General features: G+C 53.7%; 20 protein-coding genes and 1 riboswitch. Of the genes, 3 read left to right on the forward strand and 17 right to left on the reverse strand.

The features are described from left to right. The first annotated feature begins 9 nt into the window (after positions 1-9). Positions 10-492 carry a type 3 dihydrofolate reductase gene (folA, locus tag EIZ48_RS12605; protein WP_160651834.1) on the forward strand — a complete coding sequence of 161 codons (483 nt, stop codon included), beginning with the start codon at positions 10-12 and terminating at the stop codon, positions 490-492. A 63-nt stretch (positions 493-555) separates the two neighbouring features. Here folA and apaH read toward each other — a convergent pair whose 3' ends face one another. The 6 genes from apaH to lptD all read right to left on the reverse strand — a co-directional run bounded on the left by apaH (position 556) and on the right by lptD (position 7,371). Beyond that, positions 556-1,377: a bis(5'-nucleosyl)-tetraphosphatase (symmetrical) ApaH gene (gene apaH, locus EIZ48_RS12610; protein WP_160651837.1), complete on the reverse strand. Its 822-nt coding sequence runs from the start codon at positions 1,375-1,377 to the stop codon at positions 556-558. An 8-nt stretch (positions 1,378-1,385) separates the two neighbouring features. Beyond that, positions 1,386-1,769, reverse strand: a complete 384-nt coding sequence (apaG, locus tag EIZ48_RS12615; RefSeq protein WP_160651840.1) for a Co2+/Mg2+ efflux facilitator ApaG/CorD — start codon at positions 1,767-1,769, stop codon at positions 1,386-1,388. 70 nt (positions 1,770-1,839) lie between these two features. Then, positions 1,840-2,658 carry a 16S rRNA (adenine(1518)-N(6)/adenine(1519)-N(6))-dimethyltransferase RsmA gene (rsmA, locus tag EIZ48_RS12620; protein ID WP_160651843.1) on the reverse strand — a complete coding sequence of 273 codons (819 nt, stop codon included), beginning with the start codon at positions 2,656-2,658 and terminating at the stop codon, positions 1,840-1,842. Further along, a complete protein-coding gene (gene pdxA, locus EIZ48_RS12625) occupies positions 2,655-3,647 on the reverse strand; it encodes a 4-hydroxythreonine-4-phosphate dehydrogenase PdxA (protein WP_160651846.1) in 993 nt (330 codons plus the stop codon). Before pdxA ends, rsmA begins: the two co-directional genes overlap by 4 nt. Next, on the reverse strand, positions 3,634-4,938 hold the full coding sequence (gene surA / locus EIZ48_RS12630) for a peptidylprolyl isomerase SurA (protein WP_160651849.1): 1,305 nt from the start codon (positions 4,936-4,938) through the stop codon (positions 3,634-3,636). The genes pdxA and surA overlap by 14 nt, the downstream gene beginning before the upstream one ends. 69 nt (positions 4,939-5,007) lie before the next feature. After that, positions 5,008-7,371 carry an LPS assembly protein LptD gene (lptD, locus tag EIZ48_RS12635; RefSeq protein WP_160651852.1) on the reverse strand — a complete coding sequence of 788 codons (2,364 nt, stop codon included), beginning with the start codon at positions 7,369-7,371 and terminating at the stop codon, positions 5,008-5,010. A 192-nt stretch (positions 7,372-7,563) separates the two neighbouring features. Between lptD and djlA the strand changes: the two genes are divergently transcribed. Further along, positions 7,564-8,409, forward strand: a complete 846-nt coding sequence (djlA, locus tag EIZ48_RS12640) for a co-chaperone DjlA (RefSeq protein ID WP_075763526.1) — start codon at positions 7,564-7,566, stop codon at positions 8,407-8,409. 81 nt (positions 8,410-8,490) lie between these two features. On the opposite strand, the gene EIZ48_RS12645 is transcribed toward djlA, so the two are convergent. The 3 genes from EIZ48_RS12645 to rapA all read right to left on the reverse strand — a co-directional run bounded on the left by EIZ48_RS12645 (position 8,491) and on the right by rapA (position 13,314). Continuing rightward, positions 8,491-9,444: a D-2-hydroxyacid dehydrogenase gene (locus EIZ48_RS12645; protein ID WP_160651855.1), complete on the reverse strand. Its 954-nt coding sequence runs from the start codon at positions 9,442-9,444 to the stop codon at positions 8,491-8,493. 82 nt (positions 9,445-9,526) lie between these two features. Beyond that, complete coding sequence (gene rluA / locus EIZ48_RS12650; RefSeq protein ID WP_160651858.1) at positions 9,527-10,234, reverse strand: bifunctional tRNA pseudouridine(32) synthase/23S rRNA pseudouridine(746) synthase RluA; 708 nt, start codon at positions 10,232-10,234, stop codon at positions 9,527-9,529. Between the two features lie 161 nt (positions 10,235-10,395). Then, the gene (gene rapA, locus EIZ48_RS12655) at positions 10,396-13,314 is read right to left on the reverse strand and encodes an RNA polymerase-associated protein RapA (protein ID WP_160651862.1); all 2,919 of its coding nucleotides are present in this window, start codon (positions 13,312-13,314) and stop codon (positions 10,396-10,398) included. 308 nt (positions 13,315-13,622) lie between these two features. Here rapA and EIZ48_RS12660 point away from each other — a divergent pair, with 308 nt between their 5' ends. Beyond that, complete coding sequence (locus tag EIZ48_RS12660; protein ID WP_160651865.1) at positions 13,623-14,999, forward strand: PhoH family protein; 1,377 nt, start codon at positions 13,623-13,625, stop codon at positions 14,997-14,999. A gap of 54 nt (positions 15,000-15,053) precedes the next feature. Here the strand turns inward: EIZ48_RS12660 and thiQ are convergent, their stop codons facing one another. The 8 genes from thiQ to leuA form a co-directional block, all read right to left on the reverse strand. Then, the gene (thiQ, locus tag EIZ48_RS12665) at positions 15,054-15,779 is read right to left on the reverse strand and encodes a thiamine ABC transporter ATP-binding protein (protein ID WP_160652073.1); all 726 of its coding nucleotides are present in this window, start codon (positions 15,777-15,779) and stop codon (positions 15,054-15,056) included. Next, positions 15,779-17,335 (reverse strand): thiamine/thiamine pyrophosphate ABC transporter permease ThiP, encoded by a 1,557-nt coding sequence (gene thiP / locus EIZ48_RS12670; protein WP_192928567.1) that lies wholly within the window; start codon positions 17,333-17,335, stop codon positions 15,779-15,781. Before thiP ends, thiQ begins: the two co-directional genes overlap by 1 nt. A gap of 46 nt (positions 17,336-17,381) precedes the next feature. Next, positions 17,382-18,344, reverse strand: coding sequence for a thiamine ABC transporter substrate binding subunit (thiB, locus tag EIZ48_RS12675; RefSeq protein WP_240152960.1), 963 nt, complete (start codon positions 18,342-18,344; stop codon positions 17,382-17,384). A 140-nt stretch (positions 18,345-18,484) separates the two neighbouring features. Then, a riboswitch (TPP riboswitch) is annotated at positions 18,485-18,588 on the reverse strand. A gap of 92 nt (positions 18,589-18,680) precedes the next feature. Then, on the reverse strand, positions 18,681-19,463 hold the full coding sequence (locus tag EIZ48_RS12680) for a DUF547 domain-containing protein (protein ID WP_160651871.1): 783 nt from the start codon (positions 19,461-19,463) through the stop codon (positions 18,681-18,683). 151 nt (positions 19,464-19,614) lie between these two features. Next, positions 19,615-20,217 carry a 3-isopropylmalate dehydratase small subunit gene (gene leuD / locus EIZ48_RS12685; RefSeq protein WP_160651874.1) on the reverse strand — a complete coding sequence of 201 codons (603 nt, stop codon included), beginning with the start codon at positions 20,215-20,217 and terminating at the stop codon, positions 19,615-19,617. Between the two features lie 15 nt (positions 20,218-20,232). Further along, on the reverse strand, positions 20,233-21,672 hold the full coding sequence (gene leuC / locus EIZ48_RS12690) for a 3-isopropylmalate dehydratase large subunit (RefSeq protein ID WP_160651876.1): 1,440 nt from the start codon (positions 21,670-21,672) through the stop codon (positions 20,233-20,235). Positions 21,673-21,695: 23 nt separating this feature from the next. Beyond that, on the reverse strand, positions 21,696-22,784 hold the full coding sequence (gene leuB, locus EIZ48_RS12695; RefSeq protein WP_160651878.1) for a 3-isopropylmalate dehydrogenase: 1,089 nt from the start codon (positions 22,782-22,784) through the stop codon (positions 21,696-21,698). Positions 22,785-22,786: 2 nt separating this feature from the next. Then, positions 22,787-24,337 (reverse strand): 2-isopropylmalate synthase, encoded by a 1,551-nt coding sequence (gene leuA / locus EIZ48_RS12700; protein ID WP_160651880.1) that lies wholly within the window; start codon positions 24,335-24,337, stop codon positions 22,787-22,789. Positions 24,338-24,824: the final 487 nt, after the last annotated feature.

The raw sequence follows: 24,824 nt of genomic DNA on the forward strand, positions 1-24,824 counted from the left end.
GGGAATGAAATGAAGATCAGTATGATCGCGGCAATGGCCAATGATCGGGTAATTGGCAAGGACAACGCGATGCCTTGGCATTTACCGGCCGACTTTGCCTGGTTTAAGCGCTCGACGTTGGGTAAGCCTATCGTGATGGGACGTAAGACGTTTGAGTCGATCGGCCGACCGCTACCCGGGCGCCAAAATATAGTGATCAGCCGCAATCCGGATTTTCAAGCCGAAGGCGTAACCGTCGTTGGTGATATTGATGCTGCCAAGCTGGCTGCCGGTGAGGTCGATGAGTTAATGATCATCGGTGGAGGTAGTATTTACGGTGCCTGTCTACCTGATGCCGAGCGCCTGTACCTGACATTCATCGATTTTGATGTCGAGGGGGATACCTGTTTTCCCGAGTGGGGTGAGGGCTGGCAGGAAGTGCACAGTGAGACGTACCACGCCGATGAGAAAAACGCCCACGATATGCGCTTTGTTATCCTCGAACGCCGATAATTATATTGTTGTGTGTCTAGTCCTAAAAAGGCCTGGTGGTAACCAGGCCTTTTCATATGTCGTTTATTCAGCGTGAACCGGGCAGGGTTTGACGAACCTGGCTCCGTCTTCCCAGCGCAGCAGTGTCATGCTGTTACCCCAGACACAGCCTGTATCCAGCCCTATGACATGCTGGTCCTCATGACCCATAAGCGCCGCCCAGTGGCCGAAGATCACCTTTTTGCCGAGTGGTTGCTGTCTTGGTAGCTCAAACCAGGGCTGAAGCGGTCCGGTTTCAGGGTGCTCCGGCGAGAGCTTGCAGTCCATATCGAGTCTGCCGTCCGGATAGCAAAAACGCATCCGGGTAAAGGCATTGATCGTGTAGCGGTACTGTTCGATCCCGCTAAGAACCGGTGTCCAGTAATCAGGTCCATTGCCGTACATATTCTCAAGCAGCCATAGGTAGTCATCGCTTTGCAGGCAGGCCTCGACCTCTTTGGCTTGCTGGCGGGCTGTCGTCAGATCCCATTGGGGAGAAATACCGGCATGGGCCATGGCAAAAGGGTGCTGCGGGTGCTCGGCAAGCAAGGGTTGTCGGCGTAACCACTCGAGGAGCTCGTCGCGGTCCGGTGCATCTAGGATCGGTTGGACTTTATCCCGGCTCTTTGCCTTGGCAAGACCATTGGCGGCGGCAAGCAGGTGAAGATCATGGTTGCCGAGAACGGTGGTTGCCCTGTCGCCCAGTTCTTTGACAAAGCGTAGTGTTTCCAGTGATTTTGGGCCTCGGGCGACGAGATCGCCTGACAGCCATAATTCATCCTGTTGTGGGTTAAACTCGGCCTGTTCAAGCAGATCACAGAGATCGTCAAAGCAGCCTTGAATATCACCGACAAGGTAGGTCGACATAGGGAGCCTCAGTGAAGAAGGTTGGGAATAGAGAGTCTAAATGGCGCTATCTCGGCCTTGAACTCGTCTCCCTGTTCGTTGACCATGACGTAGTGACCTTGCATGACCCCGAGCGGGGTTTCGATAATGGTACCGCTGGTATAGGAATATTCTTCATTGGCCGCAATTTTCGGCTGCTCGCCAACGACACCTTCACCGTCAATAACCAACTTTTTCCCATTGGCGTCAGTGATCAGCCAGTGGCGGTTTAACAGTTGCGCCTCGCCATTGCCCAGATTACGGATAGTAATGGTATATGAGAATACATAGCGCTGGTTTTCTGGTTCTGATTGATCCTCGATGTAGTGGGTCACTACCCTGCACTTGATCGTAGGAATTGCCTTGGTCGTCAATGTCTTGCTTCCTTTCGTCGGCAGTTCACCAGGGCTTGGTATCGCAGCCAAGCCCTGAGAAACTAATCAATTACTTTGATGCGTTATGATTGGCATCCAGCCAGTTAGCCATCGCAACAAATTGCTCCAGAGTCAGGTTTTCTGGACGCTGACCAGGATTAATACCCAGAGCTTCCAGCTGCTCAACACTCATTAGTGCTTTGTAGCAGTTGCGAATTGTCTTACGACGCTGGTTGAAGCCTTCACGACAAACACGGTCTAGCCACTTAAGGTTAGTACATGGATGCGGCAAAGTTTCATATGGTGTTAGACGAACTACCGCTGAATCTACTTTTGGTGCAGGCTTGAATGACTCAGGCGGCACTTCCAGTACAGGCATAACACGGCAGTAGTATTGGGTCATCACAGTTAGACGACCGTACGCCTTGCTGCCCGGACCGGCTGCCAGACGGTTAACCACTTCTTTTTGTAGCATGAAGTGCATGTCTTCAACGTGCTGGTGGAATGACAGCAGGTGGAAGATCAGTGGTGTCGAGATGTTGTACGGCAGGTTACCGAAAATACGTAGCTTATTGTTTTCCTTGATCAGCTGCGTGAAATCGAAACGCATCGCATCGCCTTCGTGGATAGTTAGCTTGTCTGCTAGATCCGGGTGATTACGAAGACGTTCTGCCAAGTCGCGGTCAAGCTCGATCACAGAGAACTTATCAACCAGTTTACCTACTGGCTCTGTGATGGCCCCCAGACCTGGACCGATCTCAATCAGGTTCTGGCCGGGCCTTGGGTTGATAGCCGATACAATGCCATCAATGATGTATGGGTCGTTCAAAAAGTTCTGGCCAAAGCGCTTACGCGCGCGGTGCCCTAGATGGACCTGATCGCTGCTCATGTTTGTTTTTCTACCAATTCAAGGGCGTGCGATAGCGCTGTCCAAAGGCTACCGGTGTCCGCCTGTCCGGTACCTGCAAGTTCCAGTGCGGTACCATGATCTACTGAGGTTCTGATAAAGGGCAGGCCTAACGTAATGTTGACTGACTTGCCAAAGCCTTTGAATTTAAGCACTGGCAGCCCCTGATCGTGATACATGGCCAATACTGTATCAGCATCGGCCAGATATTTTTCCTGGAAGATAGTATCTGCCGGCAAGGGGCCGACAAGATCCATACCTTCCTGTTGGCGAAGTTGCTCGAGAGCTGGCGAGATCACGTCTATCTCTTCCGTTCCCAAACAGCCATCTTCGCCTGCATGCGGATTGAGTCCGCAGACATAAATTTTAGGTTGTTCTATGCCGAATTTGCTGACCAAGTCGGCGTGCAGAATACGAATGACCTGCTGCAGCCGAGCCTCTGTGACAGCCCTGGACACATAAGCCAGCGGGATGTGAGTCGTCACAAGCGCTACTCGGAGCCCTTCGGTTGCCAGCATCATGACGACCTGAGCGGTATCTGAGCGCTGAGCAAAAAATTCGGTATGACCGCTGAAGGCAACCCCGGCACGGTTGATGACCCCTTTATGCACAGGGCCAGTCACGACCGCAGAAAATTCGCCGTTCATACAGCCATCGGCTGCCTGGCCTAATGTCTCAAGGACATAGTGGCCATTGAGCTCATTCAGCTCACCGGCCATGACCGGTGCCTTTAGCTCGTGATTGGCGATAACCAGGGTCCCGGCCTTGTGAGGCTGGGCCGGTAGTGCCGGATCATAGTCAACAACAGTCAGCGGCAATCCCAACTGGGCTGCACGTTCTACCATAAGCTGGGCGTTAGCACAAATAACCAGTTCGTGGGGCCAGTCATGCTGGGCGAGGGCAAGCACCAGATCGGGACCAATTCCCGCAGGCTCACCCGGAGTTATTGCTATACGTTTAACCTTGGTCATTGGCGTCTTCCGGTTGTTCGATATAGGCACCGGCGCGAAGTTCTTGCAACCAGGCCTGAGCTTCTTCGTTGAATTTACGGCTGAAGAGAATTCGGTACGCACGGTTCTTGACAGCAGCATCAGTACGATCGACATCACGGCGTTCAACGACTTCTACAATGTGCCAGCCGTGGACGGTTTTGAACGGTTCGCTGATCATGCCGGCTGGTAGCGTTTCTACCTTATCTTTAAATTCAGGTACATAAATATCAGGTGTTTGCCAGCCCAACTCACCGCCATTTGCTGCTGAGCCCGGATCGGCGCTGAGTGCCTGTGCCGCATCAGCAAAGCTCTGCTCCCCGGCAAGGATGGCGCGGCGCGCTTTTTCCAACTGGCGCTGGGCCCCTTCGTCGCTCATGATCACAGAGGTTTTCACCAGAATATGGCGTGCATTCACCTCGGTAACGGAAATGGTTTCCAGCCCCTGAACGTCATTGATTTTCAGGATATGGTAGCCTACACCGCTGCGGAATGGACCGATAATGGCCCCTTTTCCGCCGGATTTGATTTGATCGGCAAAGATGGTTGGCATCTCTTCCTTGCGCATCCAGCCCCATTCACCGCCCTGCAGAGCCTTAGGCCCCTTGGAGTAGCTATAGGCAAGGTTGGCAAAGTCAGCGCCGTTGTTGAGCTCTTTGACTAGCTGGTTCGCCTGAGACAAGGCTTCGTTTTTCTCGGCCGCACTGGCATCTTCGCTTATGCGTAGCTGAATATGGCTGATGTTAAAGCTGACGCCTTGTTGGGTCTGCTTTTCGAGCTGCTCTGCCAGGGTGTCGACTTCTTGCGGCAAGATATTAATTCGTCGGCGAACCTGAATGGTTCTCGCCTCGCTGGCGGTAATATCACGTCGCATCTGCTCGCGGAATACGGCAAAGCTAATCCCGTTGTCGGCAAGCATTTGCTGTAGTTGGGCTACGGTCATATTGCGTTCGGCAGCGATCTGGTTGATAGCCTGATCAAGACGGGTATCATCAATTCGGATCCCGAACTGCTGTGCCTGCTGGAGCTGAAGCGTTTCGATGATCAGCTTTTCCATGACCTGCTCAGACAGAATATCGCTCGACGGCAGTGGCTGATTTTGACGGGCTGCATTCATCTGGACGGTTTTGAGCATTGCATCAACGTCACTTTGCAGGATCACACTGTCATTGACGATAGTCACAACCTTGTCAAGTTCTTGCGGGGCAGCAATGCTGCCGGCAGCCAGGCTCCATAAGGTCAGGCCTAGCAGTGAAGACTTCCACTTTTTCATACATCTTTCCATTATGCGCTGAGGCGCGTTAAATCGGGTCACATCGCGGCCGGATGCCGCGACGCCTGGTTAGTTGTTGAGATAGAACGGTCTACCGTATGCAATCGCGTTACCGCCAGTCGCTGTGCCGGAAGCTCCAACTGCTGGTACTCCAGCTAGCCCTAAGAGGCTGAACGAAATGCTGAAGTTTTGTTCATATTCGGCTGGCTGAGTATTTACGTTGCTGCGGGACATCAGGTATTCGTTATAGCCGAGACTGATCATCCAGCAGGCTGAGCGGTAGTTCAGGGTGATCTGGCCTTCCAGCATCTGGTTTTCTGTCAAATCATGGTAGTAGTCACCACGCAGGCTCAGGCCGCCGTATACCGGGAAGCCTGCCGAGAAGCCAAGCTGCGAAATCCCGTCTTCGGTGTAGTTATCGATCTGGTCATTATCTGGCAGGCTCTGCTTGATATAGTCCTTTGAGACATAGCGGTAGTTTAGCTGGCTAAAGAGATCGTTCTCACGGTACTCCATCGCCGCATTGGCGAGCTGCATTTCTTGCTTGCTGGCATCATACTGAAGTCCGCCATGGAAGAAGAGCCAGTCGTCATAGTTAAAATCAGACTCGAATGCTGTTGCCGAGTAGTTTGGCGTTGATTCGCTGTCTTCGGTCAGGTTGCGACCGGCATCATTGAGGTAGAAAATCTGACCGAACGACAGGTTGAAGCGCTCGACAAAATCCTCGTCAAAGAAGCGGGTGCTTGCCCCGACGGTAAACTGGTTGGCAGCGGCAATACGATCAACGCTGGAGTAGCGTTTGTCACGAAACAGGCCGTAGTAGTCTGTCTGTAGCAGCGTTGTATCATAGCTACCGAAGATATCCTGTTGTTCGACATCTTTGACAAACAGATATTGCACCTGAGGTTCCAGACTCTGAGTGTAGTTTTCGCCCCATAGCAGGGCATCGCGTTCCAGATAGAGGCCACTGTGGATCCGTATGCTCGGTACCGAACGTGTTGCCGTTTCTTCAAGTGTTTCCAAGCCGTCGATGCTGCTGTCAAAATCCTGATTATAGTAGGTATACATCAGCTTGGCCTCGGAGGTGATAGACCACCAAGGGGTTGAGTATGGCAATGTCAGTGTTGGTTCAAGGTGTACACGATCGGCTGACGGTTTATCTGCAGCATCGTTTTCAAACCGGCTGACATGGCTATGCAGGTTGAAATCCAGCCCATAGCCCATATCCGGGCGATAGTAGTTAAATTCCAATTGAGGCATCAGGCGGTAATTGGAAGAGACCCCCAGTGTCAGAGGTTGGAAGTCACGTACCCGCAGTGTCGAGTCCCAGTATAGGTCACGGTAGGAGACTTCGCCTTTTTGTAGCAGGTTGTTGTCTTCACGCTCGCCGATGCTGGAGTCGATATCAGAGAAGTAGGTGACATCGCTAACCTTGCTATAGTCGACATCAAACAGCCAGTGGCGATTATAAGTGCCGCTGTGTGACCAGTTAAAAGCCCAGCGAGCATCTTTGTCAGGCGCGTTTTTATCATCGCCGAGATATTCGCCACTTAAGCTGCCGCTGCCTGCTTCGGTCAGGTAGCGAAAAATGGAATTAAGTTGCAGCCCTCTGTTACTCATGTACTTAGGAGTAATGGTCATGTCGTAGTTGGGGGCGATGTTCCAGTAAAACGGCGTTTCCAGCTCAAAACCATCGCGAGAGCCGTAGCTCAGTGACGGATAGAGGAAACCGGTCAGACGTTCGTCACCAACGGGTACCCGCAAGTACGGCATATAAAATACCGGCACATCTGCCACTTCAAAGCGGGCATTATATAGATCGGCAAACGGGGAGTCGCTTTCACGTTCGATGCTGGTCGCCGAGAACTGCCAGCTCTTGTCGCCCGGCGGGCAGGTGGTGTAGGTACCATTTTTCAGCCGGTAGTAGGAGATACCGTTTTTGGTGATTCGCTCGGCCTCGCCACGTCCTGCTTCACAGGTCATGTTGTACACCGCGTTATCCATTTCGGAGTCTTCGGTGTCCAGGTTACTTTGAATACGGTCGGAATAGACTTCTACTGTGCCGTCATGGAAGTAGACGTTGCCTTCAGCCGTGACGATATTTTCTGGCTGGTGCAAGGTTGCGGTATCGGCCGCGACGGTACGGTTGCCTTGCTGCAGGACGACATCACCCGAGTAGGTGAGCTTCTGGTTCGGTTTGGCTTCTGCTTTGTCGGCTGAGACAGTGATGGGCTCGTTGTTGACATCCTCTGGCATATCCTGAGGCGCAATACAGACCCCTCTAACCACTTCCAGTTCGCTCTTTGTGCCATTGACAGCCGCAGACTCATCATTGACATCTTCGCTTGGTGCGGGGTTTTCGTAAGCCATTGCGGGACCATAAAGCGCAAGGCTGATCATGGTGGCCAATAAGCTGCGGGAGGTTAATGACATCTAATTAAACTTTCCTGTATTCAAGTTTCAGCGCATATCAGAAACGAATCGGTGGCGCTTTTTACAAGCTTTCCCGATAAATGACAGCTATCATAATGCAAATTCTGTCCGACGGCATCTTTTCGCGTTATTGTGTCGGGGATATATCAGAAAAAATTTTTCTAAATTTAGCAAATTACCAGAGAGTAGAGAATGCAGGTTTGGGGTAAGATTTTAGGCGCATTTTTTGGTTTCCTTCTTGGTGGGCCGTTCGGTTTGTTGTTAGGCCTCTTTTTGGGCCATAAGTTCGATAAAGCCAGATCAAAAATTTACACTCGCGGCGGATTTGGCGGTTTCGGTAGCAGCCAGGCCGGCAGTGCCGAACGCCAGGCGGAATTTTTCCATGCCGGTTTTGCCGTTATGGGCCATATGGCCAAGGCCAAGGGCCGGGTGACCGAAGACGAAATTCGGGTTGCCAGTGCAATTATGGACCGCATGAGCCTGCATGGCGAATCTCGTCGACAGGCCCAAAATGCTTTCCGGGAAGGCAAGGAGGAAGACTTCCCGTTGGAAGAGACCCTGGCAAAAGTGCGGATGAGCTGTGCTGGCAGGGCTGATCTTCTGCAGTTCTTTCTTGAGCTGCAAATCCAGGCAGCATTTGCCGATGGCAGCCTGCATTCGAGCGAGCGTCAACTGCTGTATGTGATTGCCCGTAGTCTGGGTTTCTCTGAGCGTCAGCTTGAGCAGCGTTTGCATATGCAGGAAGCGGCTTTCCGTTTTCAGCAAGGGGGCTTCAACCAGCAATATCAGCAACAGGGCGCGTTCCGACAGGCACCTACCAAGGATCAGCTTGCCGATGCCTATGAATTGCTGGGAGTCTCTGAGTCAGCCTCGGCGCAGGAGCTAAAGCGGGCATACCGTAAGCAAATGAACGAACACCATCCTGACAAGCTGGCCGCCAAGGGGCTGCCGCCGGAAATGATGGAGCTGGCCAAGGAGAAAACCCAGCAACTGCAGGCCGCCTATGATCTGATCCGCAAAGAGAAAGGGTTAAAGTAAGAATATAGGAACCCCCTTCCAGCCTTCCCCTTGAAAAGGGGGAGGGGGGATTTTGAGCCCATACCGGAAGCTGTGTGTTTCTTAAACCACATTCTGTGGTTTCCCTTCAACGAACCGGTTTAGGTTGTCGATCAGCTGATTGGCAAGGGTTTGAATCGCAGAATCTGCTCCCCAGGCAACATGGGGAGTGAGTAGCAGATTTGGCAAATGGGCGTGGGCAACCAGCGGGTTACTGTCATCGGCTGGCTCTTCGGTAAAGACATCGACACCGGCACCGCCAATTTCTCCCTGTTGAAGCGCATCGACCAGCGCCTGCTCGTCAACGAGGCCGCCTCGCCCGGTGTTGATTAACAGGCTAGATGGTTTCATTTGCCCCAGTTCTTGCCGGCCTATCAGGTTGGCTGTCTCTGCCGTCAAAGGACAGTGCAGCGTCAGGATATCAGCCTGTTCCACAACATCTGAAAACGGGGTGTAGCCCTCTCGGCACTTCGGTTGACCTTTGCGTTCGGCAAACAGTACTTCCATTCCAAGCGCTTGCGCCAGTTTCGCAACGGCGCGTCCCAAGCTGCCGCTGCCGATGATCCCCAGTGTCGAGCCATTGATATCCCCAATGGGGTGGGTGAAAAAGCAAAACTGTTTTTTCTGTTGCCAAACCCCTGCCTGGATATCCTGATGGTAGCCCATCAGGTTCCGCCGCAGGGCAAACATCATGGCAATGACATGCTCCGGTACCGAGTCGCTGGCGTAGCCGCGGATATTGCTGACGGTAATGCCGTGCTGGTGGCAGTAGTCCAGATCGACATTATTGGTGCCGGTGGCCGCAATGGCGACCATCTTCAGGCGAGGAAGCTGGCTCAGTGTGTCGGCATCAAGCACGACTTTATTGCTGACGGCAATGGTGGCCTGCTGCAGGCGGCTGAGGACCTGCTGCGGTGCCGTTGCCGGGTACTGGTGCCATTCGTGGCTAAAATTCGGCTGAGGCAGTTGGATGTGGGCGGGGATGGTGTCCCGATCGAGAAAGACTATGTTTTCCATAGGCTGGCAGCAGGCTCCAAAGTTGTCTGATTTGGGTATCAAACAGTTAACACCAACTTTGGGGCCAATCTCAACCCGGAGGTTAATTTTCTTGAACCGGGAGAGTCCTGCTCGGAGCATCCCGGTAAAAGTCACACGGTGCGAACAGGTGCATCGGTTGCTCTGTGCTGGGCTGAACAAAGGTCAGTTCGGCGGCATGGAGCTGTAGTCTCGGGGCGGCCTGCCGGGCTTCCTCATGGGCGTAGAAGCGATCGCCTAGGATAGGGTGGCCCAGCGCCAGCATATGGACTCTGAGCTGGTGAGAGCGGCCGGTAACAGGGCGCATGCGCACCAGGGTTGCGTTGTCTTCGCGGGCGATGACCTGATAGTGGGTGACCGAAGGCTTACCGTCGTCGAAACAGACTTTTTGCTTCGGGCGATTTGGCCAGTCGCAGATCAACGGCAGGTCAACGGTGCCGCTGTCCTGCTCAACATGACCCCAGACTCTGGCATAGTAAACTTTTTCTGTCATGCGCTCGCGAAACTGCTTTTGCAGGTGGCGTTCGGCATCTTTGTTGATGGCAAGCACGATCAAGCCAGATGTGGCCATATCCAGGCGATGGACAAGGTGCGCTTCGGAATATTCCTGAAGTACCCGGCTATACACGCTGTCGTGGTGGATAGGATCACGGCCAGGGTTTGAAAGCAAACCGGACGGTTTGTTGATGGCAACAATATCGTTGTCGAGATGCAGAACATCCAGCCACGGCTCAACGGGCGGATTATAGTCCAGTAAAGGCAATGGTTTCATGGTTCGCTCGGGCTGACTGATTTCGAAGCGGGGGATAATAGCATGGTGGCAAGCTTCGAGTATGGAAAAAGGCGGAAAAAGAAAACCGCCTGGCAGCGATGGGCTGCCAGGCGGCTAGTTCGTTAGAGTTGCTTCACTATGATTGTTGGTCTTGGCGGGTATTAGCCGTGGCTGACAACAATCAGACGTAGCGAGTCCAGCTGAACCTGGGCTTTGGCAATATAGCCTGTCAGCTCCTGGATCTGGGACTCAATGAGCTCCAGCTCGTCATCACGGATGTTCGGGTTGACGGCTTTCAGCGCCTGGAGGCGATCGAGCTCGGCACGCAGGTTAGCTTCCATATCGGCTTGGGCTGTATCGCGCACTGTGACCAGCTCTTTGGCAACAGCCTGTTCGGCATGTTCGATCAGGACATGAATATCTTTCTGTACCGAGTTAACCAATTTGCTGGCCAGGTGACGGTTCACCGGGCTCAGCTGGCGGTTAAAGCCTTCGAACTCCACGTTCGCCGATAGGTTGTTGCCTTTGGCATCAAGCAGAATACGGATTGGCGTCTGCGGCAGGAAGCGGCCGATGCCGGATTGTTTCGGTGCCTGCGCATCCACCACATAGACCAGCTCAAGCAGCAGGGTACCGGCAGGAAGTGCCTTGTTCTTCAGTAGCGAAACGGCTGTTGTGCCCACACCTTCTGAAAGCAACAGGTCGATACCGCCCTGAATCATCGGGTGCTCCCAACTGATAAAGTGCAGGTCTTCGCGAGATAACGCTGTTTCGCGCTCAAAGGTGATGGTACAGCCGTCATAAGGCAGGCCCGGGTAGCTGGCAACCATCATGTGCTCTGACGGCGTGACAACAATGGCATTTTCACCTTTGTCATCCTGGTTCAGGCCAATGGTATCGAACAGACCGAGGGCGAAGGTGACCAGATTGGTATCCCCGTCCTTGGCTGCGATTTGGCTAACCAGCTTGTTGGCCTTCTCGCCGCCGTTGGAGTGAATTTCCAGCAGGCGGTCACGGCCTTGCTCAAGCTTGCCTTTCAGTTCGCGGTGCATGGCAGCACTTTGTTCAATCAGCTGCTCCAACGCTTCGCCGTCCTGGGTATCACTGGCCAGCAGGGCAATAAGCTCGCTACAGAATGCATCGTAGATGGCGCGGCCTGTCGGGCAGGTTTCCTCGAAGGCATTGAGGCCTTCGTTATACCAGCGCGCCAACAGGGCCTGAGAGGTGCCCTGCAGGTGAGGTACATGAATTTCGATATCGCGCTTCTGGCCAATGCGGTCGAGACGGCCGATACGCTGTTCTAGCAGATCCGGGTTGTTCGGAAGATCGAACATCACCAGCTGGTTGGCAAACTGGAAGTTACGGCCTTCCGAGCCAATTTCCGAGCAAAGCAGTACCTGGGCGCCGGCCTCGTCCTGGGCAAAGTAAGCGGCTGCCTTATCTCGTTCGATGATCGACATGCCTTCATGGAAGACGGTTGCCCGGATCCCTTCACGCTCACGCAGTGCCTGCTCGAGAGTCAATGCCGTCTGGGCGCGGGAGCAAATGACCAGTACCTTCTCATTGCGGTTTGCCATCAGCATATCCAGCAGCCAGTTCACGCGTGGATCAAAGTTCCACCAGGTTGCCGAGTCACCCTCGAATTCCTGGTAGATATCCTCCGGGTACAGCAGCTTGACTGCCTTTTGTTCTTCAGACATCTTGCCACCCATCATGCTGGCAACACGCATCGCTGTTTGGTACTGGCTCGGCAGAGCAAGCGGGTACATGTTCAGGTGACGCTGCGGGAAGCCTTTGACGGCTGCACGGGTATTACGGAAAAGGACCCGGCCGGTACCGTGGCGATCCATCAGGTTGTCAATCAGTTCCTGACGGGCCGTGCTCTGCTGCTCTTCATCAATATCCTGAGATTCGATGATCCGCAGCATCGGTTCGATATCCTGCTCAGGCAGCAGCTCGGTCAGGCTGTTCAGAGCGGCATCATCGAGCTTCTCGCCCGAGAGCAGGCGGGAGACTGCATCCGCCACAGGGGCGTACTGGCGCTCCTCCTCGACGAAGGCTGCGTAATCGTAGAAGCGATCGGGGTCGAGCAGGCGCAGGCGGGCAAAGTGGCTCTCGTGGCCCAGTTGCTCTGGTGTTGCTGTTAGCAGCAGGACGCCCGGACTTTTTTCTGCCAGTGCTTCAACAACCTGGTATTGGCGGCTAGGAGCATCCTCGCTCCATTCCAGATGGTGGGCTTCATCGACAACCAGCAGATCCCAGTCGGCTTCGAGGGCCTGCTCGAAGCGACGACGGCTCTTGCGCAGGAAATCCAGTGAGCACAGGACATACTGTGCGGTATCAAACGGGTTAGCCGAGTCAGCATAGGCCTCGACACAGCGTTCTTCGTCAAAGATTGAAAAGTGCAGGTTGAAGCGGCGCATCATTTCGACCAGCCACTGGTGCTGCAGGGTCTCCGGCACCAGGATCAGAATTCGTTCTGCACGGCCAGACAGCACCTGCTGGTGGATGATCATACCGGCTTCGATGGTCTTACCCAGGCCTACTTCATCGGCAAGCAAGACACGCGGCGCATAGCGGCGACCGACCTCGTGGGCAATGTACAGCTGGTGCGGGATCAGGCCGGCACGCATGCCACACAGGCCACGCAACGGACTTTTATGTTGTTCGTACTGGTTCTTTAGTGCGCGGTAGCGAAGGGCAAAGCGATCCATACGGTCGATTTGGCCGGCAAACAGCTTGTCCTGCGGCTTGTTGAAACGGATTTGGTTGCTGAGGAAGATCTCGCGAAGCTGAACATTTTCCTCATCGGTATCTGTGCGGGTACCGATGTAGGTGAAGACGCCGCCGGCTTCTTCGACTTTTTCGACCTTCAGAGACCAGCCTTCATGGCTTTCAACCACATCGCCGACATTAAACATTACGCGGGTAACGGGGGCATCATTTCGTGCATACAGGCGGTTCTCTTCACTGGCTGAGAACATCAAGGTGACAGTACGGGCATCAGCTGCAACGACTGTTCCCAAACCCAGATCACTTTCAGTATCGCTGATCCAACGTTGACCCAAAGCAAATGGCATAGTGGTTAAAACCTTCTAATTATTTGATATTAAGGAGAATGCTAAACCGATGCTCTAACATTTTTGAACTACACTGAGATTAAGTGTAAGCCAGAATCCGCACCGGTAAAAAAGGGGACCAATGTTACTGCATGCTGTGAGTAAGGTCACGGTGAAAGTGACCAGAATTCGCCAAAGTATCTTTAGGCATGATTGTCACAATTCTTTAATTATCTCCGGTCATTAATAGTAACCACATTAATTTGGCATACGCTTACTGAATGACAGCAGTTCCTAATTGCTGTCTGATTGTTACCAAGGAGGTACCTATGGACGATGCTGAACGGAAAGTATTTGTATTAGATACGAATATTCTGCTTCACGAACCCCTCGCCATTTATTCCTTTAAAGAGCACGATGTCGTGATTCCGATGACAGTGCTAGAAGAGCTTGATCGCATCAAGGACAGCAAGCGGGATGTCTCGCGTGATGCCCGAATCGCGATTCGCGCGCTGGAAGATATCTTTCATGATGCCACTCCCGAACAGATTTCTGCCGGGATCCCTTTTTCTGACCAGGGAGAGAATCAAGGAACCATTGCCATCTTTGCCGACTATGAAGTGACCGAGACCGTGCATGCCTTTGCTGACAAGGCCGGGGATAACCGGATCCTCAACGGGGTGCTTTTCTTGCAGGCAGAATACGCACCGCGGGAAGTGGTGCTGGTCACCAAAGACATCAACATGCGGTTACGGGCCAAAGGGGCCGGTGTTTATTTTGTTGATGATTACCGCTCCGATCAATTAATTGATGATGTCAAACTCCTGACCAAAGGGTTTCATAAGTTCTCGGGTGATTTCTGGGAACGGGTTGGTGAGTGCCAGTCAGAAAGCCAAGGTCGCTCGACATTGCATACCTTGCCGTCCGAGCTGTTTGAAATGCCGTTTATCAACCAATACCTACTGGACGAGGGATCGGATTTTGCCGCCCGGGTCCATGCGATTGACGGTGAGACAGTGACGCTGAAGGATATTGGCCAGGAACGATTGATGCACCGTCAGGCTTGGGGGATCCACCCTAAGAATGTCTATCAGGGCATGGCGCTGGATGCGATGATGGATCCGGCTATTGATCTGGTGATCCTGACTGGCCCGGCCGGGTGCGGTAAAACCATTCTGGCCATGGCGGCAGCCCTGGAGCAGGTGATTGAAAAAGGTATGTATGACAAGATCCTTGTCACCCGAAACACACCGGAAATTGCCGAGTCTATCGGTTATCTTCCGGGTACTGAAGAAGAAAAAATGATGCCATGGCTAGCGGCAGTTACCGATACCATGGAAGCGCTGCACAAAAATGATGTCTGTACTGATGGCTCAATGAAGTACATCTACGACAAGGCCAATATTCAATTCAAATCCATTAATTTCATGCGCGGCCGTTCCATTCAGAATGCCTTTGTTCTGTTGGATGAGTGCCAGAACCTAACCGCCTCCCAGATCAAAACCATTATTACCCGTTGCGGGGAGGGCACCAAGATAGTCTGTTCCGGTAACCTGGCACAGATTGATTCCAGCTATTTGTCTCCAGTCACCTCGGGCTTGACGTATATCGTTGAGCGTTTTAAAAATTTCGAGGGCAGTGCCAATATTTATCTCAACGGCGTGGTCCGCAGCCGGTTGGCTGAATTTGCGGAAGAAAACCTATAAACAAGATTTGTGTAGCGAGGTTTGAGGGGGCGCCTCGAACCTCGCTGCTCGTTACTAGCAACCCAGATATTTCTTCAACTCTTTATCTTCCGGATCTTCCAGCACCTGCTGGGTAGGGCCGAATACCCGGATCTTTCCTTGTGAAATAAAGGCGCATTTACCGGCGATTTTCAGGGCATCCTCAGGGCTATGGGTGACCATCAGCACAGTCGTCTGCTGTTCTTTGGCCAGACTCCTTACTAACTCAAGCATCTCTTTGCGAAGCGCCGGATCCAGAGCCGAAAAAGGTTCGTCGAGCAATAGTAGCGGCCTTTTGCGGATCAGACAGCGGGCGAGAGCCACTCGCTGCTTCTGGCCGCCGGAGAGCTGCTCCGGCAGGCGATCGAGGTACTTCTGGATCCCGACTCGTGAGGCTGCCACTACAATGCTTTCTTTGTCTTCCTGGCTAAGTTTGAGTCCCGGATGAAGTCCTAAACCGATGTTCTCGAACACGGTCAGGTGAGGAAACAGGTTGTGATCCTGAAACAGCAACGAGAGCGGTCTTTCGGAAGGAAGCTGGCGGTCAATATGCTGCCCGGCAATGGTGAGGGTGCCGCTGTCGGGGGAGAGAAAGCCGGCTACCATGGCCAGCAGGGTACTTTTTCCGGCACCGCTCGGGCCGATCAGGGCGACGATATCACCGGTCTCGACCTCGAGGTCAAACGTGAGCCGGGTTTGCTCTGCCTGCCGGGCGTTATTCGGTTGGGTATAGCTGTGGGTCAGTTGGTTCAGGGTCAGCATCATGGCGTCCGGATCAGTAATTTTTCAACCAGGGTAAAGATCCCCAGGCTGAGCAGTAGCAGGAATAGCGCGGCAACGGCCGCGGCATCCATCTGGTAGCTGCCAAGCAGCTGGAACAGATACAGCGGCAGGGTCTGAAACCCTTGGCTGCCAAACAGGGCAATGGCACCGAGATCCCCCAGTGACAGCACAAATCCTGTTGCCATTGCCTGGGCGATAGGCTTGCGCAGTGCGCGCCATTCCACCAGGTGGAAACGGGACAGCCCGTGCATGCCTAGGCTCTGGCACAGCGGATTATATTGTTGGGCAACATGCAGCATTGGCTGGCTCAGGGTTTTGATCACATAGGGCAGGGCCATTAGTGCATTGACCCCGACAATGACCCAAAAGGCGGCAGCGAATGCATCGGTGTACTGGCGCAGAAGCAGGAAGATACCGGTACTGAGCACCAGCCCCGGGGTGATCAGGATGATTGTGCCGAGCAGCTCAATACCGTCTGCCGGTAAGTTTTTTTGTTGCAGGCGCCATTGGCGGCTGGTGAGTAAAATAGCGATACCGCTGACAAGGGCTATCAGGCAGGACAGCGAAGCAATTTTGAGTGAGTTCAGGATTGCCTGCCATAGCGCAGGCTCGGCCAGTAAACTCGGGAGCTGGCGATTGAGCCCGGCTCCGATCACTGCCATCAGCGGCGGGAGCACCAGCAATAATGCTAACCCGATCCATAGTCCGTCCCAGGCCTTTGATTGCCAGTTGTCAAACTGGTTGAGAGGGCGTTGGGTGGTTGAGCCGCTAAGGGTTGGCAGGGGCTTAGCAAAGCGCTGGGTAAACAGTACCAGGCTGCTGCAGATCAGCATTTGCCACAGGGCCAGAATGGCTCCGCCAGCCAAGTCAAAGTCATAGCGAAGCGCCTGATAGATTGCCAGTTCGATGGTTGTGGCTTTCGGGCCGCCGCCCAGTGACATGATCACCGCAAAGCTGGTAAAGCACAGCATAAAAATCAGGCCGATAACATGCGGCAGTTGCTGGCGGATCCGTGGCCAGGCGATAAAGCGGAACTTGCTCCAGCCTTTTATTCCCAGATGCGTTGCCAGCTGGTGCTGCTCAAACGGGATCCCCTCCAGGCTTTGCAGGATCAGGCGGGTCGCAAGCGGGTAGTTGAGAAAAACATGGGCCAGCAAGATACCGTTCAGGCCGTAGATTGAAAAGGGTAACGAATGCCCGTAGGCACTGAGCCACCCGGCCAGCAGGCCGCTTTTACCATAAATGGTCAGCAGGCCGAAAACTGCCACCAGTACCGGCAACACCAGCGTCATTGCAAACAGGCGCAATAACAGTCCCCGGCCGGGAAACTGGCGCCGTGACAGGGCGTAGGCAGTCGGAATGGCCGGTATGATGCTCAGCAAAGTCGACAGCAGAGCCTGATTGAAGCTGAAAGCGGAGACATGGCGCAGATAGGGATCGCGCCAGATCTGCAGTGGATTCAGCTCATTGGCCTGTCCGATCAGGGCCAGGATAGCGCTCATCACCAGCGCGACAATCAGCCCGGCAGAGATCATGCCGGGCAGGGTTTGGGTAACGCGTGTATTCAAAGGAGAGCGGCCATTATTGGGTCAGGGCGTGTTGCCATTCGCGGATCCATCCTCGACGTTTGGCAGCCACTTCCTCGGCACCAAATTCCAAGGATTTGGCTGGCAGAGTCAGCTGCTCAAACCCTTCAGGCAGCGTCTGCTTGGTAACCGGGTACATCCAGTTCCCTGTCGGGATCACTGACTGGAACTCTGATGTCAGGATAAAGGCCATAAACTGATCGGCCAGCTTCTGGTTCGGGCTGTTTTTCAGCTTGGCGGCGACTTCAACCTGCATGTAGTGGCCTTCGCTGAAGTCAGCGGCTTTGTACTGGTTCTTGCTTTCGGCAATGATGTGGTAGGCCGGTGAGGTCGTATAGGACAAGACGAGATCGGACTCACCTTTGAGGAACATGTTATAGGCTTCCGACCAGCCTTTGGTAACTGTGACCGTTTTCTTCGCCAGTTGCTGCCATGCCTCAGAGGCGTTATCGCCGTAGACGGACTTCATCCACAGCATCAGGCCCTGGCCTGGTGTCGACGTGCGCGGGTCTTGGTAGATCACGCTCAGATCGTCGCGTTCTATGAGTTCTTTCAGGCTTTTCGGCGGCGTTGCCAGTTTTTCGGAATCATAAACAAATGCGAAGTAACCGTAGTCATACGGCACAAAGGTATCGTCGTCCCAGCCGTTAGGCAGGGTGACAGAACGGGTATCGACGCTGTGCGTTGCCAGTAGGCCGGTTTTCTTGGCCTCGCTGATCAGGTTATTGTCCAGACCCAGCAGGATGTCTGCCTTGGCACTGCTGCCTTCAAGGCGCAGGCGGTTGAGGATAGAAACGCCGTCGTCCAGCGCCACAAACTCAAGATTACAGTTGCACTCGGCCTCGAAAGCTTTTTCAATCGCCGGGCCCGGTCCCCAGTCAGAAGCAAAAGAGCTGTAGGTATAGACGGTTAAAGTGTCTTTGGCTTCTGTAGCGGCCCATGCTGAGCCTGCTGCCATCGACAGAGTTAGAATTGGAAGTAGTTTTTTCACTATGCGCTCCTGATGCCCTTGCATCCTGCAAGAGGGAAATAAATCGAATGAGCGGCACAGGGTTGAGAAAGGCATGCAGCATCGTGCTGCAACGTTGACAGTAATGGTGGTCAGATTATCTCAATTCCTACGCCAGCATGACCTGGTTCAGGTTCAGTGGGTCCCGCAAAAAGCAATCTCAGTCTGGTATCAGACTCCCCAATGAGAACGATAGCTATTGTAATGCGCTCTGCAGTCTGTTGCCAGCGCAATACTCCGTTGTGTCGTTTGGCCCTGTATTTTGAGTGAGCGGGCTTTGTTGAGTTAGCGGGCTTCGTTGAGTGCCCAGTCATAGTCATAGCTGACTTTGTTGAGCTGGACCGGCTGGCCCTGACGGTACCGATTAAGGTGTTTCTGCAGGCTGCTCGTGCTGCCAAAGTCCACGCTATACCAGTCATAGATTGAGGACAGGCGAACGTTGTCGTCGCTTACCCGGACTCCTTTGGCACTGTTGATAAACCGGTTGGCACTCTGCTCAAGCAGCTTTTCGCTGTTGCTGGCGGTAAACGCCGTTGGCTGAAGATCGGGGCAGCCCAGACTGGCACAGTTAACGACATAGTGAATGCGGGGATCCTTCCAAATCGGGCGCAGGATCCGGTGTTCGATATCATTGAGCGATAGGTTATTGCCATTAATGGTGACGAGCTTTTCATCCCAGGGCCCGAAGCTGAACAGGCCGCCTAGTTTGGTTATGGATTTCAATGGGTAGTTGTCGAGGATCAACTGAACGGTCAGGGCATTGTAGAGGTTCACCCAGTAGGCGAATTGTTCGTCTTTGCTATAGCGGCGCGGATCGGTTGCGGTTAGCTTGCGGATATAGCGGTCCAAATTATACTTGTCGCTGCTGGACACGGCGCGGTAGCGGAACAGCGTCTGTTTGGGCTGCGCGACCAGATAACTATCCAGTGTTTGTTGCCAGAGGGAGTGGTCGATCGTCGCGGTATTGGTTTCATTGCTTTGTTGCCAGTAAGACCAGAGATCGGCTCTGGGGGCGGCACAGCCAGTTGCGGAAACCAACAACAAGAAAAGGGTGAATATAGTACGCATGCTAAGTCCTTGCGATCACTGAGTTGGAAGTTGCTAGATGATATGACCTGTATCGTCCTGTTTTCTTGCAGCAATTATCCGCAATTCCTTTAGCTGGAATAAAAATGCCCCGGCAGCTGAGGGCCGGGGCATCGGTGAATAGCAAGGCTAGTTAAGCCAAGAACGCCGGGATCTTGCTTTCATACTCGGCGATCTTGTCCTCGTGCTGGAGGGTCAGGCCGATGTTGTCCAGGCCGTTCAACAGGCAGTGGCGACGAAACTCATCGATTTCAAAGCTGTACTGCTTGCCGTTGGCGGTGACTTGCATCGTTTCCAGATCGACCGTGATTTGTGCCCCTTCGGTATTTTCGACAAACTGGAACAGCTCGTCGACTTGCTGCTCGCTCAGGCGCACAGGCACCATCTGGTTATTGATGGAGTTGCCATAGAAGATATCGGCAAAGCTCGGGGCGATCATCACCCTGATGCCGTAGTCGGCCAGTGCCCACGGTGCGTGCTCCCGCGAAGAGCCGCAGCCGAAGTTTTCGCGGGCCAGCAGGATGCTGGCACCCTGATAGCAAGGGGCGTTCATTATGAAATCTGGGTTTGGCTTCTCGCCGGCATCGTCGAGAAAACGCCAGTCGTGGAACAGGTGTTTGCCAAAGCCTGTCCGGGTGACTTTCTGGAGAAACTGCTTGGGAATGATAGCGTCAGTGTCGACGTTCGCCGCATCCAGAGGAACCACCAAACCTGTATGTTGTTTAAAACCTGCCATTTTTTGTTCCTTCTGTTAAGCGGTTGCGGTTTCTGAGTTCAGTTCACGGATATCAACGAAGTGGCCGGCACAGGCTGCTGCTGCAGCCATCGCCGGGCTAACCAGATGGGTACGACCATCGCGTCCCTGGCGGCCCTCGAAGTTACGGTTACTGGTTGATGCACAGCGCTCTTTCGGACCCAGGCGGTCGTTGTTCATCGCCAGGCACATTGAGCAGCCCGGCAGGCGCCATTCAAAGCCGGCTTCAATGAAGATCTTGTCCAGCCCTTCGAGTTCGGCCTGTGCCTTGACCTGCTCTGAGCCCGGCACAACCAGAGCCTGGATATTCGGGGCTACCTGGCGTCCCTTGGCTACGGCCGCTGCGGCGCGCATATCTTCAATACGAGAGTTGGTGCACGAGCCGATGAAGACTTTGTCGATACTGAAATCGGCCAGCGTTTTGCCCGCTTCCAGTCCCATATAGGCCAGGGCTTTCTCTGCCGAGGCTTTCTCTACCGGATCGCTGAAATCATCCGGTGAAGGGATTGGCTCGTCAACGGCAATCACCTGTCCCGGGTTAGTGCCCCAGGTGACCTGTGGCCTGATGTCTTTGGCATCTAAGGTAACAACAGCATCAAAGACGGCGTTGTCGTCGCTTTTCAGTGTCTTCCAGTACTCGACGGCAGCCTCGTAGTTTTCGCCGGCAGGGGAGAACTTACGATCCTTGATGTAGTCGAACGTGGTTTGATCCGGAGCGATTAGGCCGGCCTTGGCACCCAGTTCAATTGCCATGTTACAGACGGTCATTCGTCCTTCCATCGACAGATCCGTAATCGCCTCGCCGCAGAACTCGACCACATAGCCGGTACCGCCGGCTGCGGTGGTTTTACCGATGATCGCCAGAACGATATCTTTGGCGGTAATGCCTTCTGCGACCTTGCCCTTGACTTCGATTTTCATTGTCTTGGCACGGGCCTGCTTCAGTGTCTGGGTGGCCAGAACATGTTCGACCTCGGAGGTACCGATGCCGAAAGCCAGCGAGCCGAAGGCGCCATGGGTGGCGGTGTGTGAGTCACCACAAACGATAGTCATGCCCGGCAGCGTAATGCCCAGCTCCGGTCCCATTACATGCACGATACCCTGGTATTTGTGGTTCAAATCATACAGGGTGACGCCGAATTCTTCGCAGTTCTTGGCCAGGGTCTCCATCTGGATCCGGGCCATTTCGCCAGAGGCATTGATGTCCTTGGTCTGGGTCGAGACATTGTGATCCATGGTGGCAAAGGTTTTGCCAATCTGGCGAACCTTGCGGCCTTTTTCGCGCAGGCCGTCGAAAGCCTGCGGTGAGGTCACCTCGTGTACCAGGTGACGGTCGATGTATAAAATCGGGTTTTCGCCTTCCGCCTCGACGGCAACGTGGGCATCGTATACTTTTTCATAAAGCGTCTTAGGCGCTTTTGCTTCGGTGTTTGACATTGCTCGATTGCTCCTCGTTCGTCTTATGCTTGGCGGATGTAGGCGGCAATCTTGTCGCCCATTTCGCTGGTGCTCAGTGCCGGGGCATCACCGGCCAGATCGGCGGTTAGCTCACCAGCTTCAAGAGCCTGGGATACAGCCTGCTCAATAGCGCGTGCAGCCTGTTCTTCACCCAGGCTGTAACGTAGCATCAGGGCGGCAGAGAGGATTTGTGCCACCGGATTGGCAATGTTCTTTCCTGCAATATCAGGGGCTGAGCCACCGGCAGGTTCGTACATGCCGAACTTGTCCTGGTTCAGGCTTGCCGATGGCAGCATACCCATTGAACCTGTGATCATTGCGCATTCGTCGGAGATGATGTCGCCGAAGATGTTCGAGCACAGCATGACGTCGAACTGTGACGGATCCTTGATCAGCTGCATGGTCGCGTTGTCGATGTACATATGGTTCAGGGTGACATCCGGGTAGTCCTTGGCGACTTCCTCGACCACTTCGCGCCACAGGATCGAGCTCTGCAGCACATTGGCCTTGTCAATCGAGTAGACGTTCTTGTCACGTAGCTGCGCCGACTCGAAGGCAATACGGGCGATACGTTCGATTTCGTAGCGGTGGTATACCTCGGTATCAAAGGCTTTTTCTTGCGGACCTTCACCCTCGCGGCCTTTCGGCTGGCCAAAGTAGATCCCGCCGGTCAGTTCTCGCACTACTACGATGTCAAAGCCACGTTCTGAAATATCGGCACGCAGCGGCGAGAAGTTTTCCAGACCACTGTGGATTTGCGCCGGACGCAGGTTGCAGAACAGCTGGAAATGCTTGCGCAGTGGCAGCAGGGCACCGCGCTCTGGCTGGTCGTTCGGCGGCAGATGTTCCCATTTCGGGCCGCCGACAGAACCAAACAGGATCGCATCGGCGTCTTCACAGCCTTTTAGCGTCGAATCGGGTAGCGGGCAACCATGGTTGTCGATGGCGATACCACCGACATCAAACTCGTTGCTCTCCAGGGTAAAGCCAAATTTTTCCTGTGCAGCGTCTAGCACCTTGTGTGCCTGCTGCATGACTTCTGGGCCAATACCGTCACCCGGTAGAACGGCAATCTTATATGTACCTGCCATGGTTATACTGTCTCCATATGGGATTTTTGTTTAAGTTCTGCAATTTGATCGGCGCGGTGAATACTGTTGATGACATGAAGCAGTGCCTGCCCCGATGCCTCGACAATATCGGTGGCCAGGCCCGTACCGTGGTACTTGCGGCCTTTGTAGTTGGCGATAATATCGGCCTGTCCCAGTCCGTCCTCACCTTCACCCTTGGCGGTCAGGTCGAACTTGTCCAGTACGATCTCGTAGCCGGTCAGGCGGTAGATACACTGGTATAGGGCGTCAACCGGGCCGTTACCGACAGCGGCTTCGCACTTCTCTTCTTCACCGCACTGCAATTTGATACTGGTGGTCGCCATGACGCTGCCGGACTGAACACTCAGGTAGTTCAGCTTGAAGAAGTCATCTTCCTCGCGCAGGTTGGCAAAGTGCATCAGGGCTTCCAGGTCGTAGTCGAAGACCTGCCCCTTGCGGTCGGCCAGCTTCAGGAAGTCGGCATACAGCTCGTCTAGGTTATACTCGTTTTCGGTATAGCCCAGGGTGTCCATATGGCTCTTCACCGCGGCACGACCGGAGCGGCTGGTCAGGTTCAGCGCCTGATTCTTAAGACCAATCGACTCGGGCGTCATGATCTCGTAGGTATTTTTGTTCTTCAGCATACCGTCCTGGTGGATCCCCGAGGAGTGGCTGAAGGCATTGGCACCGACAATGGCCTTGTTGGCCTGGATCGGCATATTACAAAGCTGGCTCACCATCTTGCTGGTACGGTGGATTTCGTCGTGCTTGATGTTGGTGTGGACACCCAGGAAGTCGGCGCGGGTTTTGATGATCATCGCGATTTCTTCCAGCGAGCAGTTACCGGCGCGCTCACCGATACCGTTGATGGTGCCTTCTACCTGGCGGGCACCGGCCTGGACGGCAGCCATTGAGTTGGCCACGGACATGCCCAGATCGTCATGGCAATGGACCGAAATCACGGCCTTGTCGATGTTCGGTACGCGTTCGAACAGCTGGGAGACAATACCGCCGAACTCGTTCGGCAGGGTGTAGCCTACGGTATCCGGAATGTTAATCGTACTGGCACCGGCGTTGATGGCGGCCTCGACCATCCGGCACAGGTTGTCAATCGGGGTACGGCCGGCATCTTCGCACGAGAATTCGACATCGTCGGTATAGTTGCGGGCACGTTTGACGGCGGCAACCCCCATCTCGATCACATCGTCATAGCTGCGGCGTAGTTTGTCCTGAACATGGATGGTGGAGGTCGAGATGAAAGTGTGGATTCGGAAGGCTTCGGCAACTTTTAGGGATTCGGCGGCGACATCAATGTCTTTGGCAACGGCACGGGACAAGGCGCAGACCCGGCTGTTTTTGATGTGCTTGGCAATGGTCTGCACCGATTCAAAATCGCCCGGGGAGGAAATCGGAAACCCCGCCTCAATCACATCGACGCCCATTCGCTCTAAGGCATAAGCAATCTGCAGCTTTTCTTTTACCGTCAAGCTGGCGGAAAGTGCCTGCTCACCGTCACGCAAAGTGGTATCGAAAATAATGACCTGATCTTTCATTGCTTCTTCCTTATGTTGGCCTGCCTGTCTAGGCATTGTCTGCATCCGCTTGCGCCGGCTCTGTTATATAAAAAAACCCGCGCTTTCTGCGCGGGTTTTTTAGAATTCTTGGTGGTGTTTCTCACCCATCAGCTACCCGCGCGAATTATTCACGATAATGAGGAGGCTAAGGAGTAGAGAGAAACGATTTTTCATTTTTTAAATGATATCCACAAAGTTGATTAACAAATGAATACCAAATAGACAGGTTAAACGTCAACCACTAATTGAATATTTATTTTTCTGATATAGCTATTTATATGATTAATAATGGATTTATTCTTTGGTGTTGTTTTGTGGATGGCGGCTGCAGAAATGGTTACGGTGAATGGCTGGCTAAAAGTGATAGCCCTGGCTGATTCGGGGAGCTACCCGATTTGTTAACAGTGTGCCGGTGTGAAGGGGATAACGGCAGAAATTTCTCGCTGATATAAAATTAATCAAATGA

Origin of the sequence: Photobacterium alginatilyticum (assembly GCF_009910675.1) — a bacterium.
Classification (GTDB): Bacteria; Pseudomonadota; Gammaproteobacteria; order Enterobacterales; family Vibrionaceae; genus Photobacterium; species Photobacterium alginatilyticum.

Bases quoted from the DNA above. Each gene is read 5' to 3' on its own strand.
- apaH (WP_160651837.1), bottom strand. From the start codon at position 1,377: ATGTCGACCTACCTTGTCGGTGATATTCAAGGCTGCTTTGACGATCTC.
- EIZ48_RS12660 (WP_160651865.1), top strand. From the start codon at position 13,623: ATGGACGATGCTGAACGGAAAGTATTTGTATTAGATACGAATATTCTG.
- folA (WP_160651834.1), top strand. From the start codon at position 10: ATGAAGATCAGTATGATCGCGGCAATGGCCAATGATCGGGTAATTGGC.
- surA (WP_160651849.1), bottom strand. From the start codon at position 4,938: ATGAAAAAGTGGAAGTCTTCACTGCTAGGCCTGACCTTATGGAGCCTG.
- EIZ48_RS12645 (WP_160651855.1), bottom strand. From the start codon at position 9,444: ATGGAAAACATAGTCTTTCTCGATCGGGACACCATCCCCGCCCACATC.
- rsmA (WP_160651843.1), bottom strand. From the start codon at position 2,658: ATGAGCAGCGATCAGGTCCATCTAGGGCACCGCGCGCGTAAGCGCTTT.
- leuD (WP_160651874.1), bottom strand. From the start codon at position 20,217: ATGGCAGGTTTTAAACAACATACAGGTTTGGTGGTTCCTCTGGATGCG.
- lptD (WP_160651852.1), bottom strand. From the start codon at position 7,371: ATGTCATTAACCTCCCGCAGCTTATTGGCCACCATGATCAGCCTTGCG.
- thiP (WP_192928567.1), bottom strand. From the start codon at position 17,335: ATGATCTCTGCCGGGCTGATTGTCGCGCTGGTGATGAGCGCTATCCTG.
- djlA (WP_075763526.1), top strand. From the start codon at position 7,564: ATGCAGGTTTGGGGTAAGATTTTAGGCGCATTTTTTGGTTTCCTTCTT.
- leuC (WP_160651876.1), bottom strand. From the start codon at position 21,672: ATGTCAAACACCGAAGCAAAAGCGCCTAAGACGCTTTATGAAAAAGTA.
- leuA (WP_160651880.1), bottom strand. From the start codon at position 24,337: ATGAAAGATCAGGTCATTATTTTCGATACCACTTTGCGTGACGGTGAG.
- thiQ (WP_160652073.1), bottom strand. From the start codon at position 15,779: ATGCTGACCCTGAACCAACTGACCCACAGCTATACCCAACCGAATAAC.
- rapA (WP_160651862.1), bottom strand. From the start codon at position 13,314: ATGCCATTTGCTTTGGGTCAACGTTGGATCAGCGATACTGAAAGTGAT.
- thiB (WP_240152960.1), bottom strand. From the start codon at position 18,344: ATGGCAGCAGGCTCAGCATGGGCCGCTACAGAAGCCAAAGACACTTTA.
- rluA (WP_160651858.1), bottom strand. From the start codon at position 10,234: ATGAAACCATTGCCTTTACTGGACTATAATCCGCCCGTTGAGCCGTGG.
- leuB (WP_160651878.1), bottom strand. From the start codon at position 22,784: ATGGCAGGTACATATAAGATTGCCGTTCTACCGGGTGACGGTATTGGC.
- EIZ48_RS12680 (WP_160651871.1), bottom strand. From the start codon at position 19,463: ATGCGTACTATATTCACCCTTTTCTTGTTGTTGGTTTCCGCAACTGGC.
- pdxA (WP_160651846.1), bottom strand. From the start codon at position 3,647: ATGACCAAGGTTAAACGTATAGCAATAACTCCGGGTGAGCCTGCGGGA.